Origin of the sequence: Chelonobacter oris, assembly GCF_000772535.1 — a bacterium.
Taxonomy (GTDB): domain Bacteria; phylum Pseudomonadota; class Gammaproteobacteria; order Enterobacterales; family Pasteurellaceae; genus Chelonobacter; species Chelonobacter oris.
The window spans coordinates 225,795-241,104 of record NZ_JSUM01000014.1 but is presented as its reverse complement, the minus strand read 5'-3'; the positions used below and the strand labels follow the sequence as shown (position 1 = coordinate 241,104).

Below are 15,310 nucleotides of genomic sequence, written 5' to 3'. Positions count from 1 at the left end.
GGTTTTACGATAGAATACAACGCATTAATTTTCGATAATAACGGACATAGTATGACATCGAGTGTAGAGTTATTGGTGAATGTAACGCCAAATGAGACCCGAATTGCGTTACTCGATACCGGCGTGTTAAAAGAAGTGCATATTGAACGCGAAGCCAAACGCGGGCTGGTCGGGAATATTTATAAAGGTAGGGTAATGCGGGTGCTGCCGGGTATGCAGTCGGCGTTTGTCGACATCGGCTTAGAAAAGGCGGCGTTTTTGCATGCTTCCGACATCGTGTCGCATACCGAATGTGTCGATGAATCGGAAAAAAAGCAGTTTATTGTGAAAGACATCAGTGAATTGGTGCGTGAAGGGCAGGATATTGTGGTGCAGGTGGTGAAAGATCCGCTCGGCACTAAGGGCGCACGTTTGACCACCGATATTACCCTACCGTCCCGTTATTTGGTGTTTATGCCGGAAAACAGCCATGTCGGCGTTTCGCAACGGATTGAAAGCGAAGAGGAGCGGGCACGGCTAAAAGCATTGGTTGAAGGCTATTGTGATGAGTTGGGCGGCTTTATCGTCCGCACTGCCTCGGAGGGCAGCTCTGAAGAAGAGTTGAGCCAAGATGCACAGTTTTTGAAGCGGCTGTGGCGTAAAGTGATGGAGCGCAAACAGAAGTATCCGACCCGATCGATGCTATACGGCGAACTGGCGTTGGCACAGCGTGTATTGCGTGATTTTGTCGGCACGCAGATTGATTTGATTCGCATTGATTCCAAGCTGACTTTTCAAGAGGTTCAAACTTTCACACAGGAATTTATGCCGGAGCTCACCCAGCGCTTGTCGCTGTATAGCGGTAATTCGCCGTTGTTTGATTTATACAGTGTGGAAAATGCGATTCAGCGTGCGTTGGAAAAACGGGTCAATCTGAAATCCGGCGGTTACCTGATTATTGAGCAAACCGAAGCGATGACCACCATCGATATTAATACCGGCGGATTTGTCGGTCATCGTAATCTGGAAGAAACCATCTTCAATACCAATGTCGAAGCGACGCAAACCATCGCCCAGCAGTTGCAACTGCGTAATCTGGGCGGGATCATCATTATTGATTTTATTGATATGCAAAGTGAGGAGCACCGCGAGCGGGTGCTGCAATCACTGAACGAAGCGCTTTCCCGTGATCGGGTGAAAACCAGCGTCAACGGCTTTACTCAACTGGGCTTGGTTGAGATGACTCGCAAACGCACGCGCGAAAGTTTGGAACATATATTGTGTACCGAATGTCCGGCGTGTAAAGGGCGCGGAAATTTGAAAACGGTGGAAACGGTCAGTTATGAAATCGTGCGTGAAATTGTGCGTATCCATCACCAATACGACAGCGAACAATTTTTGGTGTATGCCTCAAGAGCGGTAGCGGACTATCTTATCAATGAAGAAGCACACGGCATTTTGGCAGAGCTGGAAGTGTTTATCGGTAAACAGGTGCAAATCAAAACTGAAGTCTTTTATAACCAAGAACAATTTGACGTTGTGATCATGTAATCGCAGCCGAGCCTAAATAGAGAAAAATTATGTTAACAAAAGTATCATCAGCATTATTGGAAGCCAGTGATCTATCCGTTGCCCGATTGAGCAATATTTTGGATCATTTTTCGACACGGAAAATTGATTATGCCGATCTCTATTTTCAATCTTCAATGGATGAAAATTGGGTATTGGAAGACGGCATTATCAAAGAAGGCGGATTTCATATTGACCGTGGGGTGGGCGTTAGAGCGGTCAGTGGCGAAAAAACCGCTTTTGCCTATGCCGATCAGATTAATTTGCCGCAATTATTACAATGTGTGGAGGCAACCAAAGCGATTGCACAAACCAAATCTTCTTCTACGACAGCGATTATTTTAAAACCGACCATTGCGGAAATGCGTTATGCGGCGCTCAATCCCTTGCCTAGTCTGAGCCGTGAAAAGAAAATCGAATTGCTGCATTTGATCGATCAAACCGCACGAGCGGAAGATCCGCGCGTTATTCAGGTTTCCGCCAGTATTAATTCGCTGTATGAAGAGATGTTGGTTGCGGCAACCGACGGCACACTGGCGGCGGATATTCGCCCGCTAATTCGCCTTTCCGTTTCCGTATTGGTCGAACAGGACGGCAAACGGCAGAGCGGCAGCAGCGGCGCCGGCGGACGGTTTGCGTTGGATTGGCTGTTGGAAGATTATCAAGGTGTCAGTCGCGCGGTATGGTTCAGCAAAGAAGCGGTGCGTCAGGCGTTGGTGAAGTTAAGTGCGGTTCAGGCGCCGGCGGGCATGATGCCGGTGGTACTTGGCGCAGGCTGGCCGGGCGTATTGCTGCACGAAGCGGTCGGGCATGGTTTGGAAGGCGATTTCAACCGCAAAAAATCGTCGCTATTCAGCGGTAAAATCGGAGAACAGGTGACGTCGTCCTTGTGTACGATCGTGGATGACGGGACATTGGCCGATCGGCGCGGCTCATTGACTGTGGATGACGAAGGCGTTCCGAGTCAGCGTAATATATTGATTGAAAATGGAATTCTGAAAGGTTATATGCAGGATAAGATGAATGCCCGTCTGATGGGGGTCGGTCCGACCGGCAACGGGCGGCGCGAATCCTATGCGCATTTGCCGATGCCGCGTATGACCAACACTTATATGTTGGCGGGGCAAAGCAAATTTGACGAGCTGATCGCTTCGGTTGAAAACGGTATTTATGCACCGCACTTTGGCGGCGGTCAGGTGGATATTACTTCCGGTAAATTTGTATTCTCTACTTCGGAAGCGTATCTGATTGAAAAGGGCAAAATCACCAAACCGGTGATTGGGGCAACCCTGATCGGCAGCGGAATCGAGGTGATGCAAAATGTCTCAATGGTGGCAGACGAAATGGAGCTTGACCCGGGTATCGGTGTTTGCGGCAAAGAAGGGCAGAGCGTGCCGGTCGGTGTCGGCCAGCCGGCACTGAAAATCGATCGTATTACTGTCGGCGGAACCAGTTAACCACCACGCTTTGCCAACTCGATGGCGGCGTTAATCGCCGCTTTTGTCTGTGGGCTGTTTTTTCAACAATTGCTGCCTAATAAGGCGGCAATTCGCGTACAGATGTCTTCATACCGCTCTTTTGCCAATTGTTCGAAAGAGTGAATGCCGATTTGTTCTAAGCGATTGATTACCGTATCACCGACATATTTCAGCCGGCGTAATTGTGCTTTTTCCTGTTCTGAAAAGGGCATAGTTTTCCTTGCGATGCGATCTTGCCCAAATATGCCATAATGGCAAGACAATACGCAATTCTACATCGCACTTCTCAAATTAGCGTGCGATAACTATTGATCCACTGTGCAAATCGTTTTATTTTAGATGAAGCATTTGCGTGTACAGGATAAGGAACCAACATGACACAATACAGCAGAGCGACCTTTGATCAGGTCTTAATTCAAAATTACAGCCCGGCGGATTTTATTCCGGTGCGCGGTAAAGGCAGCACGGTGTGGGATCAACGCGGCAAAGATTATATTGATTTTACTAGCGGCATTGCGGTTAATGCCTTGGGGCATTGCCCTGATGAATTGGTCGAGGTGTTGAAACGTCAGGGGGAAACCTTGTGGCATTCCAGTAATTGGTTCACTAACGAACCGGTATTGGAATTGGGTTCCAAACTGGTAGAAAAAACCTTTGCCGAACGGGTAATGTTTGCCAATTCGGGGGCGGAGGCCAACGAAGCGGCATTAAAACTGGCACGCCGTTATGCGGTTGATCATTTCGGTTATCAAAAAAGTAAAATCATCTCCTTTAAACAAAGTTTTCACGGCAGAACATTATTCACTGTCAGCGTTGGCGGGCAACCTAAATATTCCGACGGCTTCGGACCGAAACCGGCGGATATCGTGCATGTGCCGTTTAACGATTTAGACGCAGTAAAAGCGGTGATTGATGATCACACCTGTGCGATTATTGTTGAACCGATCCAAGGTGAAAGCGGTGTACAGCCTGCGACACAAGCTTTTTTACAAAGTTTGCGCGAACTGTGCGATCAATATCAGGCGTTGCTGATTTTTGATGAAGTCCAAACCGGCTTAGGGCGAACCGGGGCATTTTTTGCCTATATGCAATACGGCGTAATTCCCGATATTCTGACTTCCGCCAAAGCGCTGGCAAACGGTTTCCCGATCAGCGCTATGTTGACCAGCGATAAAATCTCGAAAAGTTTCGCACCGGGCGTACACGGCACAACCTTTGGCGGCAATCCGTTAGCCTGTGCCGTGGCGGCGAAAGTAGTGGATATCATCAGTGAACCGCACTTTTTGCAGCAAGTTCGGCATCGCTCGCAGCAGTTGGTTCAAGCACTGGAAGCGATCAATCAAAAAGCGAAATTATTCACCGTGGTGCGAGGAAGCGGTTTATTGATTGGCGCAGAGTTGGTTGAAAAATATCACGGTAAAGCGGCGGAACTGTGCAAAAAAGCCAATGAATTCGGCTTAATGATTTTGGTTGCCGGACCGAATGTCCTGCGTTTTGCACCGGCATTGAATATCAGTGATGCTGAGTTCACTTTGGGTATGCAACGATTCGAACAAATGATCGCCGCATTATAGAATGAAAAAGTTTATCGCTGAGAGGTGATTTCCCGAATTGAACCGCACTTTCAAAGTGCGGTTCAACGCAGGTACCGTCGCTGATGACGGTTCAATTTTCATTCAGCAAGCGTTCGATAATTTTCTTGTTTGCCGGTGGAAATTGACCGCTGTCAAGCGCATGCTGCTCTAGCCAGAAGCCGTCCTGTCCCTCACGACCAAAGGGCTGATTCAGCCATTCTTCCACTAGATAAAAGCTGAGTTCAATCACTTTGGTCGGATATTCAAATCGAAAGCGCTCGTAAAGTGCGGTTTTCAGCACCATAATACCGATTTCTTCTTCCAGTTCGCGTTTCAGCGCCTGTTCTTCGGTTTCGCCCGGATCAACTTTCCCACCGGGAAATTCCCAACTTTGGGCGAAATCTTTGCCTTCTAAGCGGCGTGTGATAAAAATTTGTTTGAATTCGTTGCGGATAATGCCGACAGCGACTTTAACAAGCGGTTTAGGGGTAAGTGCGGTCATGATTTTTCCATTTAATAAAGGCAGGGGATACCTGCCTTTGTCGGGTGAAGTTATTTAATCTTGCCGTGGCAATATTTGTATTTTTTGCCGGAACCGCAAGGGCAAGGGGCATTGCGGCTGACTTTGGCCACTTCACCCTGATTCTCGCCTTCTGCGGCAGGCTCGTCACCGTTTTTATGGTATTGCATTGCAGCGGCCTGACGTTCGGCGGCTTCACGGCGTAAGCGTTCGGCTTCTTCGACTTCTTCCTGTGTTCGTACCTGTACTTTACTCAGGGTGCTGATCACCGTGAATTTCAGCGTGTCCAGCATTTCGGTGAACATTTGGAACGACTCTTTTTTATATTCCTGCTTTGGATCTTTTTGCGCATAACCACGCAGATGGATTCCGCGGCGCAAGTGATCCATGGCGGCCAAATGTTCTTTCCACAATTCGTCCAAGATTTGTAGCATGACCCCTTTTTCGAAAGAGCGCATATTTTCAATCCCGACCAGCTCTTCCTTGCGCTGATGTTCGGCAACGGCTGCCGCCAGAATGCGTTCGCGCAGATTCTCTTCGTGTAGGCTGTTGTCTTCTTCCAACCACTTACCGATTGGCAGTGATAGGGCGAAATCGGTTTGCAGGCGTTGCTCGAGTCCCTCAATATTCCACATTTCTTCCAGCGATTGCGGCGGAATATATTGATCGATAACACTGTTAAACACGTCTTCCCGGATAACATTGACGGTTTCGGAAATATCGTCGTGATCCAGCAAATCATTCCGCTGTGCATAAATAGCATGACGCTGATCGTTGGCGACATCGTCAAATTGCAGCAGGTTTTTGCGTCCGTCGAAGTTGTGTGCTTCAACTTTTGCCTGTGCACTGGCAATGACTTTCGCCAGTAATTTGGATTCCATCGCTTCCCCCGGTTCGCTGAATGCTTTGCGCATCATATTCAGCTTGCCTTCGTTGAGATAAATCCGCATTAAGGCATCGTCCAGCGAGAGGTAGAAACGGGAAGAACCCGGGTCGCCCTGACGGCCGGAGCGGCCACGCAACTGGTTGTCGATACGGCGTGATTCATGGCGTTCGGTGCCGATAATATGCAAGCCGCCGGCCTCCATTACGATTTTATTGCGAGCTTCCCACTCCGCCTTGATTTCGGCAATCTGTTCTTCACTCGGATTTTCAAGTTTGGCGATTTCCGAACGCCAGTTGCCGCCCAATACAATATCGGTTCCGCGCCCCGCCATATTGGTGGCGATGGTTACCGCACCCGGCACACCGGCATCGGCTACAATTTCCGCTTCCTGTGCGTGGAATTTGGCATTCAGCACATTGTGCTTAATTCCGGCTTTGGTCAGAGTTTGTGATAATAATTCGGATTTTTCAATCGAAATCGTCCCGACCAACACGGGCTGGTTGCGGGCAACGGCGTCTTTGATGTCGGCTACGATGGCGGCAAATTTGTCTTCTTCGTTTTTATACATCAAATCGGTACGATCGTCGCGGATCATCGGCTTGTTGGTTGGTACTACAACGGTTTCAAGTCCATAAATTTGTTGAAATTCAAAGGCTTCGGTATCTGCCGTACCGGTCATGCCAGCCAATTTTTCATATAGTCGGAAGTAGTTTTGATAAGTGATGGACGCTGTAGTTTGGTTTTCATTCTGAATTTGTACGCCCTCTTTGGCTTCAATTGCCTGATGCAACCCTTCAGACCAACGGCGCCCTTGCATGGTACGGCCGGTGTGTTCGTCCACAATTACGATTTCACCGTCTTTGACGATATAATCCACATTGCGTTCAAACAGGGTATGAGCCCGCAGTGCAGCATTAACATGGTGCAGCAGGGTAACGCGCGACGGCGAATACAGTGAATCGCCTTCTTTCATCAAGTCGGCTTCGGTCAACAAATTTTCAATTTTTTCTTGTCCGCGCTCAGTCAAAAATGCCTGTTTGTTTTTCAAATCTAATGTGTAATCACCGTCGCCTTGATATTCCTCGCTGTCCTCTTTTTCTTGGAACACCAGCTTCGGAATCAGTTTGTCAATCGCAATATACAGATCGGAGCTGTCTTCCGCTTGGCCGGAGATAATCAGCGGTGTGCGGGCTTCATCGATTAAAATCGAATCGACTTCATCGACTAAGGCATAATACAGCGGGCGTTGGAAGCGATCTTGCGGCGAATGTGCCAGATTGTCGCGCAGATAGTCAAAGCCCAGTTCGCTGTTAGTCGCATAAGTCACATCGGCGGCATAAGCGGCACGTTTTTGTTCCGGCGCCAATCCCGGGATATTCACACCGACGGTCATGCCTAAAAACTCAAATAACGGGCGGTTGGTTTCGGCATCACGGCGCGCCAGATAGTCGTTTACCGTGACGACATGAACGCCGCGTCCGGTTAAGGCATTCAAATAGCAAGGCAGGGTGGCGGTCAGGGTTTTCCCTTCGCCGGTGCGCATTTCGGCGATACAGCGATCATTTAAAATCATACCGCCGAGCAATTGCACATCGAACGGACGCATCCCCAGCGTGCGCAAACAGGCTTCACGCACGGTAGCAAAGGCTTCCGGCAGAATTTTTTCCAGCGTTTCGCCCTGTTGCAGGCGGGTTTTGAATTCCGTTGTTTTGGCTTTTAATTGCTCATCACTGAGGGTTTGGTATTCCGTTTCCAATTGATTGATTTTTTGGACTTGTTTGTTCAGGCGGCGTAACACGCGCTCATTACGGCTGCCGAATAATTTGGTTGCAATGGTTCTAAACATAATCTTTTTTACTTTTATTGATAATGGATTCATTGGTTGAGCGAAGTGCGGTCAAACCGCACTTTGAGTCGTTTTATCGCCCGATATGGTTGTTATTGGAGTCAGAAAGAAAAGTACGGTCCGGCACGGATTGGCGGTACGGCTTCATGATGTTGCCGGCTGATCAACAATCGGATTACGGGACGGTAGTGCGGCAATTCGCGAATAACCTGCTGTTGTAGCCGGATTTGGCGTTGCTGCTGTTGATAAAACAGCGATGATGCCGGTTTATGCTGTTGCAGCTGTTGCGATTGTTGATAAGCTTGATCGTAAGCGGGTTGATTTTGGCTGAGTGACGCATTGACCGGCAACGACATAATTGCCAACATTCCTAAAAGGAATTGCGACCAAAAGTGCGGTTTGCGACAACGGTGAAACGGATTCATCAATTATGCGGCTCAGCTTGTGATTTTCAAAATAGGGGTGGTAAACATGTTGTGCTATTATAGAACATCATGACCTGAATGTCATAAATATCGGGACGAATTACGGAAAAACAAGTTATGCGCCGAAATAAAATGAAAAATATTCAAGAGATTGTCGAACGCAGTGCGTTTGCCCAGATTGCGAAGCACGGGCTGTTTCTTGCGGATCTGAACAAGCAATTGCAGCAATGTTTTCCGGCGCCGTTTCAAGGGCGGTTTCGTGTGGCGAATGTGCGGGACGAAGTGATTTATTGCGAAGTGGCAAGTGCGACGGTGAAGCAGGGTATTTTGTTTCGGCAGGCGGAATTGTTGAAATTGGCACAACAGGTGTTTCCGCAGGCAAAACGACTGACGTTTAAGATTAATCCGGAATTGTCTTTTTAGATTGGCGTTTTCCGGCTTGAAAAACGGCGATCAGCTCGTTTACTTTATTGCGGTTTTCGCCGTTTTGGCTGATATGACGCTGTACTACCAGCTTTTTAAATTTGGCGCCGCGATAAATTTTGCGGGTAAACGGGGTATCGTGATTGGAAATCACGACGGTGGTATGGTGCAGTTCCGCACACTGTTTTGCCAAATCCGCCAGTTCTTGCTGTTGTATCAGAGTAAATCCGTTACCGGCATAATGCGTGAAATTGGAAAGTTGCACTAACGGCGCATACGGCGGATCGCAATAGACCACGCTGTTATGACTGGCATGTTGAAAACTTTTGTCAAATGCTTCACAGAGAAATATTGCCTGTCGTGCTTTATCACTGAAGTAACGAATTTCCTGCTCCGGAAAGTAGGGTTTGACATAAGCCCCGAACGGTACGTTAAACAACCCTTTATTATTATAGCGACAAAGCCCGTTGTAGCCGAAACGGTTCAAATAGATGAACAGGATTGAGCGCAGAAACGGATCGCAAGTGCGGTTGAACTCGTCTCTTTTCTGATAATAAAATTCGGCACTGTTGGCATCGGTATGTCGAAAGACTTTCACGCTTTCATTGATCAGATGATCGACATCGGTTTTGACCACATTGAAAAGATTAATCAGATCCGAATTCAGATCCGCCAGAATATAGTGTTTGAAATTAGAATTCAGAAATACCGAACCGGCGCCGACAAAGGGTTCAAGCAGTGTATGTTTGTTTTCCGGCAACAGCTTATTGATTTCATCGGTCAGACGAAATTTGCCGCCGGCCCATTTGAGAAAGGGGCGGTGTTTAAGCGGGCTGTTGACGGCAATCGGCATGGGTTAATCAAACTGGCTGTAAATGTGGATTGCCTGTTGTACCAATTGCGGATCACTGTCTTTGGCGACATAGGCTTGCCCCAGCTGTTTGAGCAGTACCAAGCGCAGTTTGCCGCGCAACACTTTTTTATCGCGCATCATCAGCGGTAAATAGTCGTCGGCCGTCATTCCGTCCGGAGAAACGGTCGGCAGATTGGCTTGCGCCAACAGTTTTTCCAAGCGGGCAACGGCCTCTTGACTCAAATCGCCGAGTAAATGGGATTGTGCCGCCGCCATCAGCATACCGACCGCCACAGCTTCACCGTGTAGCCAGTTGCCGTAGCCCAAATGTGTTTCGATTGCGTGCCCGAAAGTATGCCCCAGATTCAGTAGTGCACGATCGCCCTGTTCGGTTTCGTCACGCGCTACGACTTCGGCTTTCAGCTCACAGCAGCGTTGAATACAGCTTTGCAATTTGTTTGTGTCCAGTCTGACCAAATCGCTGATATGCCGCTCCAGCCATTCGAAAAATGCAATATCCAGGATAGCGCCATATTTGATGACTTCCGCCAAGCCGGCAAAAACTTCCCGTTTCGGCAATGTTTCCAGTGTAGTACTGTCGATAATGACGGCGCATGGCTGGTAAAATGCCCCGATCATGTTTTTTCCCAGTGCATGGTTCACGCCGGTTTTACCGCCGACGGAAGAATCGACTTGCGATAGCAGGGTAGTCGGAATTTGCAGCAGGCGCACGCCACGCTGATAACTTGCCGCCGCAAAGCCGGCAACATCACCGACCACGCCGCCGCCAAGTGCGATAATGGTGGTATCCCGTCCATAATTGGCTTGTAAAAGTGCGGTGAAAATTAAATTCAGTGATTCAAGGGTTTTGTATTGTTCGCCGTCCGGGATCAAAACCGATTCCACCCGACAACCTAATTGGCGTAAGGTCTCACTGACGGTTGCCAAATAGTGTTTTGCCACGTTGGGATTTGAAACAATCATGACGTTGTCGCCGCTTTTTAACGGTGCATAGTGCTGTGGCTGTGTCAGAATATCGCTGCCTATCCGAATCGGGTAGCGGCGATCTTTCAGTTCGACATTTACTTCAATCACATCGTTGTCGGCTTCGCTCATGGTGTCATCTCGGTTTAAAGGGAATAAAATTAATTGACGGAGGAAAATTCTTCCAGTAAATCAATTAGTTGATTAGCCATCGTTTTGGCACTCTGCTCATCGGTGCTCATGGTGATGTCTGCAATCTCTTCGTATAACGGATTGCGTACTTTCGCTAAATCTTCCAATACTTGGCGAGGGTCAGCCACATCTTGCAGCAACGGACGTTTTTTATCGCGCAAGGTGCGCTGGTGCTGTTTGTCTACTGTCGTTTCCAAATAGACCACAATGCCGCGTGCAGAGAGGTGATTGCGCGTCTCTTTCGATACGATAGCACCGCCGCCGGTGGACAAGACGATGCCTTGCCGTTGGGTAAGTTCGTTGATAATGCGTTCTTCACGTTTGCGGAAACCGGCTTCGCCTTCGACATCAAAAATCCAACTGATGTCGGCGCCGGCACGTTGTTCGATTTCGCCGTCGGAATCGATGAATTCCATTCCAAGGATCTGGGCAAGTTGACGCCCGATAGTGCTTTTCCCTGCACCCATAGGACCGATTAAAAAGATATTACGTTTTTCAGCCATGTTATTCTAAATTCTTGTTAATGTTATGATTAATAGGGTTTGCTATTTGCAAACATGCTGTTGAAGGAATAAAAACGCGGGCAAAAGTGTGTGCCGAATATCGGCAGTTTAAGCTGTAAAGCACCCCACAAACTTCAACTTTTAAGTTAAGGGGGCAATTATCGCAATAAACCGCCCTTGTTTTCAACTGTCTTGCCCGATATTTCCCTTTTTAATTAACAAAAACACAAATTTGACCGAAAAGCCGCTTTCGACAACGTTAAAATCCATAGACAAACGGGCGTATCGGTTGTTTGGGGGCGGTGGGTATTTGCAGTGCCGGTATTTGCTGCGGTTGCACGATGTGCGGCGTCACAAAAATCACCAGTTCCCGTTTGGCATGGCGTTTGGTTTCTTTACCGAACAGATGTTTGATGCCCGGCAACTCGCCCAATAGCGGCACGCTGTCTTGCCCGTCGACGATGGTGTCGTGAAAAACGCCGCCTAACACAATGGTTTCACCGTGACGGGCAAAAACTTGAGTTTGGATCTCCTGTTTGTCGATTGTCGTCATTTGATTATTGCCGTAAGCAACACTGTTGCCGGGCGAATTTTGGCTGATCATTAAGTCGAGTAAAATGGTGTTGTCATGGGAAATGTGCGGTGTGACTTCCAGCCCCAGCACGGCATCGCGGAATTCAACGCTTTGGGTGTCGTTACGGGTATTATTGACTAAATAAGGAATTTCAGTGCCCTGCTTGATACTGGCGCTTTTTTTATTGGTCGTGAGTAAACGCGGGCTGGCAATGATATTGACGTTATTTTCCCGCTCAAGTGCGGTCAGTTCCAAATCCAGCAGGCGGCTGCCGATTTTGGCGACTTGCAGTGAAACGCCGGCGGCGTTGCTGTATTCGCTGCCGAAATTGATATTCAGCTGGTTTTCTATCTCGGCAAAACCGTTAGCCTCCAGACTGCCGGCAAGACGGTGCGATTGTCCGCTTGGTTTGAATAATCCCCAGCGTACGCCTAGCTCACGCAGGCTTTCATCACTGATAGTGACAATGCGCGCTTCGATTAACACTTGTTGTGTCGGCTGATCCAATTGTTGGATAATTCGGCGTAAATTAGCGATTGCCTGCGGCTGATCTTGTAAAATCAGGCTGTTACTGCGGTCGTCAAAGGTAATACTGCCGCCTGCCGAGAGTAATGATCCACTGCCGCTGTTCAACGATTGCATGATGTCGGCGGCTTTAGCGTGCTGTAGGGCGATTTTCACCGTTTGCAGTTTGTTTTCGGCGGCAAGTGCGGTTGTTGGCGTCTCCGGCGCGGTTTTGGCGGTGATAAAATAATTGCCGCCGAAGGTTTCGATTTCCAGCGGGTGAATTTTACTGATCGCTTTTAAGAGCGGGTCAAACTGCGTTTGCTTTAAATGCAGGCTGATATTGCCTTTCAAATCGTCGTCCAACACCAGATTGACATCATGCTGCTGTGCTAAATAATGCAAAGTGCCGACCAACGGTGCCTGTTTCAGGATTAGGGTAAAACGGTCGGGGGGCAAATCCTTTTTTTCCGCTGCGGCGACAAACGGGGACGCGATTAACAACACGGATAATGTGATTCGGGTTAACAGTAAGCGCATGTGTATTTCCTTATAAATGGATGGTTTTTTGCTGCGCCGGATTTTGGCAGTTTTGCAGGCGGATTTGTCGATTTTCAATGTTGACGATTTGCCACTGTTCTTCGGCGATAACATGGTTGAGTCGGCTGTCGATAATCACCTCGGTCGGTGTCAGCCAGAGCACAACCGCATATTGCGGATAGTGAATCAAACCGATTGGTTTCAGCTGTTGCAGCGGCAAGTTATCCATCAGCCATTCGGCGCTATCACCGCACTGGTTTGCCATCGTTTGCAGCGGAGAAAGGGACGAATCGGCATTGGCGGCAGATGACGGCGAAAACGGATCGGTAAGTGCGGTTTGGTCGGCGGCCAGTGCCGGGCGGCAGCACAGCAAAAGTGCGGTCAGAAAAAATTTAATCGGCATGATCAAGCTCCTTGATAAAGCGTAATGTCAGTTTAAGCGTGGTTTGCGGCTGATTGTCAGCGTGGGTGAATACGAGGTTCAACGGTTTTAAGGCGTGAAATTCGTTTTGCAGTTGCTGTAGCACATGGTTAAGCGCGTAAAATCGTCCGCGCAATTCGAGTTGTAACGACGGTGTGGCGGAAAAATGCCATTGTTGCCGCTCGACAGTGATGCCGTGAATGGCGTTAACCGCACTTTGTAGACGTTGATCCAATGGGGCGATTTGTATTGCAATTTTGGGATCCAAGGTGTTTTTTTCTGCATCGGCTTTGTGCTGTAATAATGTAATAACTTGTTGTTTTTGCTGTTTTTCTGCCGTAAGTTGACGGTTTTCGGCAGTGATTTCGGTTAAGCGCTGTTGCTGCCGTATCAATTCAAGCGTACCGTAGCCGCAAACGAATATCAGCAGCAGGCAGGCGTAAAACAATTTCAGCCGATATGGCGCCGATACCAAACGGGCGAACGAAGAGTAGGGTTGTAGGCGCCATTTCATTTTGCCACCTCGTCGACAGGGAGGGGATTCGCCAGCCGGATATGAACGCCGAATTGCAAATGTTGCTGTTGCAGTTCAAATTGCGTCAGTTCTATTGCGCCTTGCGGCAGCAGTTGCTCGATATGGTTTTTCAAGCGATTGAATTCATCGGCGGAGGCGGTATAACCTTGTAAAGCGAAAATATAAGTATCGGCGTCTGTTGTCAGCGAAGCCGATGTAAGCCGCCCTTGTGTCATCGGTAGGCGGGTGAGAAGGGTACGAAACAGCGATAATGCCGGTGCTTCAATGAGCGCCTGTGGCGTATCGTTGAAAACCGCTTGTTGTTGCAGTTGGTTGATTTGTTGTTGCAGCTGCTGATTGGTTTGCCGAAGTGCGGTCTGCTGCCGATATTGTTCGTTGATCTGTGATGTAAGTCGCTGCTGATAACGGTTTAAGACGGTTATCGCCGTCAGCAACACCACGCCGACCCAAAAACAAAACCGGATAAATTTGAAGGTTTGTTGTTGTAATCGGTTTATACGCCAGTCTAACAGGTTTATGGATGTTGTCGGCAACATGATGTTTATTCCTTGTTTGCCCGCCATAATGCGCAGCCTAGTGCGATCAGGCTGGGATAATGTTGCGGATCCAATGAGATGATGTCGGCATTTGTCGTGATGTCGGCCGATAATGCGGCTAACGCAGCGGCATCGGCATAGATCAGATAACGCTTGAGTTGCGCTTTCGGATTTTGCCGGTAAAAGGTTTGCAAAAGCGTTTCCGGCGACTGAGAATCGGCGTAATGTTGAAATAGTTTGTCTTGATATTGTTGCAGTAGTACGCTTTGATGCGGCGTGTGGTAAATCAGTAATGTATTCTCGTCAATCGCACTGTTGCCGGCGTAAGCAAAAGCCCGCAGTAAGGCGTGGGCATGGACATCGAGTACGTTGAGCTTCAACGGGGAGAATTGTGCGCAGTAGCGCCGGATATTTTGTTTTTTGGCCGCATAAATCTGTACATAATCAATTTGCCGCGCTGTGCCGATATGTTGGAGCGGGGCGGCGTTAAAATCGAATTGCAGCAATTGTTCTTCCAACGGCAATTGCTGCTGTACAATCAGGCGCACTTGTCGGTAGCGTTCTGCCGCCGAGGTGTGCGGCAACAGCAGGTGTTTTTGCCACAGCAAGTGCGGTTCCAGACAGGAAATGTAAAAAAAAGATTGTCTTTTGGATATTTTCTCGGCAAATTGTTGTCTGAGTAATGACGGCAGCCTTGCCAGATCCGTCGATTCGATTTGGCAGAAACAGGCTTGTTGCCGTTTGTCGATAAAGGCAATATTGACGGTTTGCCCGTTCGGATACAGTCCGATAGGCAGCGGCGGCGGTGAGAAGAGCATGTGGCGCATCAGTAAAAATATCCTCAACGTTTGCTGGATAACGTGTAAAATGGTTGTGTTGTCGACGTTGTGTCATTAATTTTTCGGATAACCGTGTTTAGTCGTCCGAATATCTGCCGACAGTGTGGCGTAAATCGGTTTATTTGTTGA

Annotated in this window: 16 protein-coding genes; 4 read left to right on the top strand and 12 right to left on the bottom strand. The window is 48.4% G+C overall.

Annotated features, from left to right (window positions below):
- Positions 1-51 precede the first annotated feature (51 nt).
- Both rng and tldD read left to right on the top strand, forming a co-directional pair.
- Complete coding sequence (gene rng, locus OA57_RS09845) at positions 52-1,530, top strand: ribonuclease G (protein WP_034617028.1); 1,479 nt, start codon at positions 52-54, stop codon at positions 1,528-1,530.
- Positions 1,531-1,559: 29 nt separating this feature from the next.
- A complete protein-coding gene (gene tldD / locus OA57_RS09840) occupies positions 1,560-3,005 on the top strand; it encodes a metalloprotease TldD (RefSeq protein WP_034617027.1) in 1,446 nt (481 codons plus the stop codon).
- Between the two features lie 62 nt (positions 3,006-3,067).
- Here tldD and OA57_RS12630 read toward each other — a convergent pair whose 3' ends face one another.
- Entirely contained in the window at positions 3,068-3,238 is a 171-nt protein-coding gene (locus OA57_RS12630; protein WP_152596745.1) for a helix-hairpin-helix domain-containing protein, read from the bottom strand.
- 162 nt (positions 3,239-3,400) lie between these two features.
- Between OA57_RS12630 and OA57_RS09830 the strand changes: the two genes are divergently transcribed.
- Entirely contained in the window at positions 3,401-4,600 is a 1,200-nt protein-coding gene (locus OA57_RS09830; RefSeq protein ID WP_034617024.1) for an aspartate aminotransferase family protein, read from the top strand.
- Between the two features lie 91 nt (positions 4,601-4,691).
- Here OA57_RS09830 and mutT read toward each other — a convergent pair whose 3' ends face one another.
- The 3 genes from mutT to secM form a co-directional block, all read right to left on the bottom strand.
- Complete coding sequence (gene mutT / locus OA57_RS09825) at positions 4,692-5,102, bottom strand: 8-oxo-dGTP diphosphatase MutT (RefSeq protein ID WP_034617020.1); 411 nt, start codon at positions 5,100-5,102, stop codon at positions 4,692-4,694.
- 50 nt (positions 5,103-5,152) lie between these two features.
- Entirely contained in the window at positions 5,153-7,852 is a 2,700-nt protein-coding gene (secA, locus tag OA57_RS09820; RefSeq protein WP_034617016.1) for a preprotein translocase subunit SecA, read from the bottom strand.
- A gap of 101 nt (positions 7,853-7,953) precedes the next feature.
- Entirely contained in the window at positions 7,954-8,277 is a 324-nt protein-coding gene (gene secM, locus OA57_RS09815; RefSeq protein ID WP_034617012.1) for a secA translation cis-regulator SecM, read from the bottom strand.
- A 117-nt stretch (positions 8,278-8,394) separates the two neighbouring features.
- Here secM and OA57_RS09810 point away from each other — a divergent pair, with 117 nt between their 5' ends.
- Positions 8,395-8,700, top strand: coding sequence for a DciA family protein (locus OA57_RS09810; protein ID WP_034617009.1), 306 nt, complete (start codon positions 8,395-8,397; stop codon positions 8,698-8,700).
- Here OA57_RS09810 and OA57_RS09805 read toward each other — a convergent pair.
- From OA57_RS09805 to OA57_RS09770, 8 genes are all read right to left on the bottom strand, one after another.
- A complete protein-coding gene (locus tag OA57_RS09805; protein ID WP_034617006.1) occupies positions 8,678-9,553 on the bottom strand; it encodes a Dam family site-specific DNA-(adenine-N6)-methyltransferase in 876 nt (291 codons plus the stop codon). The genes OA57_RS09810 and OA57_RS09805 overlap by 23 nt on opposite strands.
- 3 nt (positions 9,554-9,556) lie before the next feature.
- Positions 9,557-10,648: a 3-dehydroquinate synthase gene (aroB, locus tag OA57_RS09800; RefSeq protein WP_034617190.1), complete on the bottom strand. Its 1,092-nt coding sequence runs from the start codon at positions 10,646-10,648 to the stop codon at positions 9,557-9,559.
- A gap of 50 nt (positions 10,649-10,698) precedes the next feature.
- Positions 10,699-11,232, bottom strand: coding sequence for a shikimate kinase AroK (gene aroK, locus OA57_RS09795; protein ID WP_034617003.1), 534 nt, complete (start codon positions 11,230-11,232; stop codon positions 10,699-10,701).
- A 259-nt stretch (positions 11,233-11,491) separates the two neighbouring features.
- Positions 11,492-12,850 carry a type IV pilus secretin PilQ gene (gene pilQ, locus OA57_RS09790; protein ID WP_034617001.1) on the bottom strand — a complete coding sequence of 453 codons (1,359 nt, stop codon included), beginning with the start codon at positions 12,848-12,850 and terminating at the stop codon, positions 11,492-11,494.
- A gap of 10 nt (positions 12,851-12,860) precedes the next feature.
- Positions 12,861-13,253 carry a hypothetical protein gene (locus OA57_RS09785; RefSeq protein ID WP_034616998.1) on the bottom strand — a complete coding sequence of 131 codons (393 nt, stop codon included), beginning with the start codon at positions 13,251-13,253 and terminating at the stop codon, positions 12,861-12,863.
- Positions 13,243-13,785, bottom strand: coding sequence for a hypothetical protein (locus tag OA57_RS09780; RefSeq protein WP_034616995.1), 543 nt, complete (start codon positions 13,783-13,785; stop codon positions 13,243-13,245). Before OA57_RS09780 ends, OA57_RS09785 begins: the two co-directional genes overlap by 11 nt.
- The gene (locus OA57_RS09775; RefSeq protein ID WP_034616992.1) at positions 13,782-14,342 is read right to left on the bottom strand and encodes a hypothetical protein; all 561 of its coding nucleotides are present in this window, start codon (positions 14,340-14,342) and stop codon (positions 13,782-13,784) included. The genes OA57_RS09780 and OA57_RS09775 overlap by 4 nt, the downstream gene beginning before the upstream one ends.
- Positions 14,343-14,347: 5 nt before the next feature.
- Positions 14,348-15,169: a type IV pilus biogenesis protein PilM gene (locus OA57_RS09770; protein ID WP_034616990.1), complete on the bottom strand. Its 822-nt coding sequence runs from the start codon at positions 15,167-15,169 to the stop codon at positions 14,348-14,350.
- Positions 15,170-15,310 lie beyond the last annotated feature (141 nt).

What these genes read in the sequence shown, in the direction of transcription:
- rng (WP_034617028.1), top strand. Translation starts at nt 52, where the DNA reads ATGACATCGAGTGTAGAGTTATTGGTGAATGTAACGCCAAATGAGACC.
- tldD (WP_034617027.1), top strand. Translation starts at nt 1,560, where the DNA reads ATGTTAACAAAAGTATCATCAGCATTATTGGAAGCCAGTGATCTATCC.
- OA57_RS12630 (WP_152596745.1), bottom strand. Translation starts at nt 3,238, where the DNA reads ATGCCCTTTTCAGAACAGGAAAAAGCACAATTACGCCGGCTGAAATAT.
- OA57_RS09830 (WP_034617024.1), top strand. Translation starts at nt 3,401, where the DNA reads ATGACACAATACAGCAGAGCGACCTTTGATCAGGTCTTAATTCAAAAT.
- mutT (WP_034617020.1), bottom strand. Translation starts at nt 5,102, where the DNA reads ATGACCGCACTTACCCCTAAACCGCTTGTTAAAGTCGCTGTCGGCATT.
- secA (WP_034617016.1), bottom strand. Translation starts at nt 7,852, where the DNA reads ATGTTTAGAACCATTGCAACCAAATTATTCGGCAGCCGTAATGAGCGC.
- secM (WP_034617012.1), bottom strand. Translation starts at nt 8,277, where the DNA reads ATGAATCCGTTTCACCGTTGTCGCAAACCGCACTTTTGGTCGCAATTC.
- OA57_RS09810 (WP_034617009.1), top strand. Translation starts at nt 8,395, where the DNA reads ATGCGCCGAAATAAAATGAAAAATATTCAAGAGATTGTCGAACGCAGT.
- OA57_RS09805 (WP_034617006.1), bottom strand. Translation starts at nt 9,553, where the DNA reads ATGCCGATTGCCGTCAACAGCCCGCTTAAACACCGCCCCTTTCTCAAA.
- aroK (WP_034617003.1), bottom strand. Translation starts at nt 11,232, where the DNA reads ATGGCTGAAAAACGTAATATCTTTTTAATCGGTCCTATGGGTGCAGGG.
- pilQ (WP_034617001.1), bottom strand. Translation starts at nt 12,850, where the DNA reads ATGCGCTTACTGTTAACCCGAATCACATTATCCGTGTTGTTAATCGCG.
- OA57_RS09785 (WP_034616998.1), bottom strand. Translation starts at nt 13,253, where the DNA reads ATGCCGATTAAATTTTTTCTGACCGCACTTTTGCTGTGCTGCCGCCCG.
- OA57_RS09780 (WP_034616995.1), bottom strand. Translation starts at nt 13,785, where the DNA reads ATGAAATGGCGCCTACAACCCTACTCTTCGTTCGCCCGTTTGGTATCG.
- OA57_RS09775 (WP_034616992.1), bottom strand. Translation starts at nt 14,342, where the DNA reads ATGTTGCCGACAACATCCATAAACCTGTTAGACTGGCGTATAAACCGA.
- OA57_RS09770 (WP_034616990.1), bottom strand. Translation starts at nt 15,169, where the DNA reads ATGCGCCACATGCTCTTCTCACCGCCGCCGCTGCCTATCGGACTGTAT.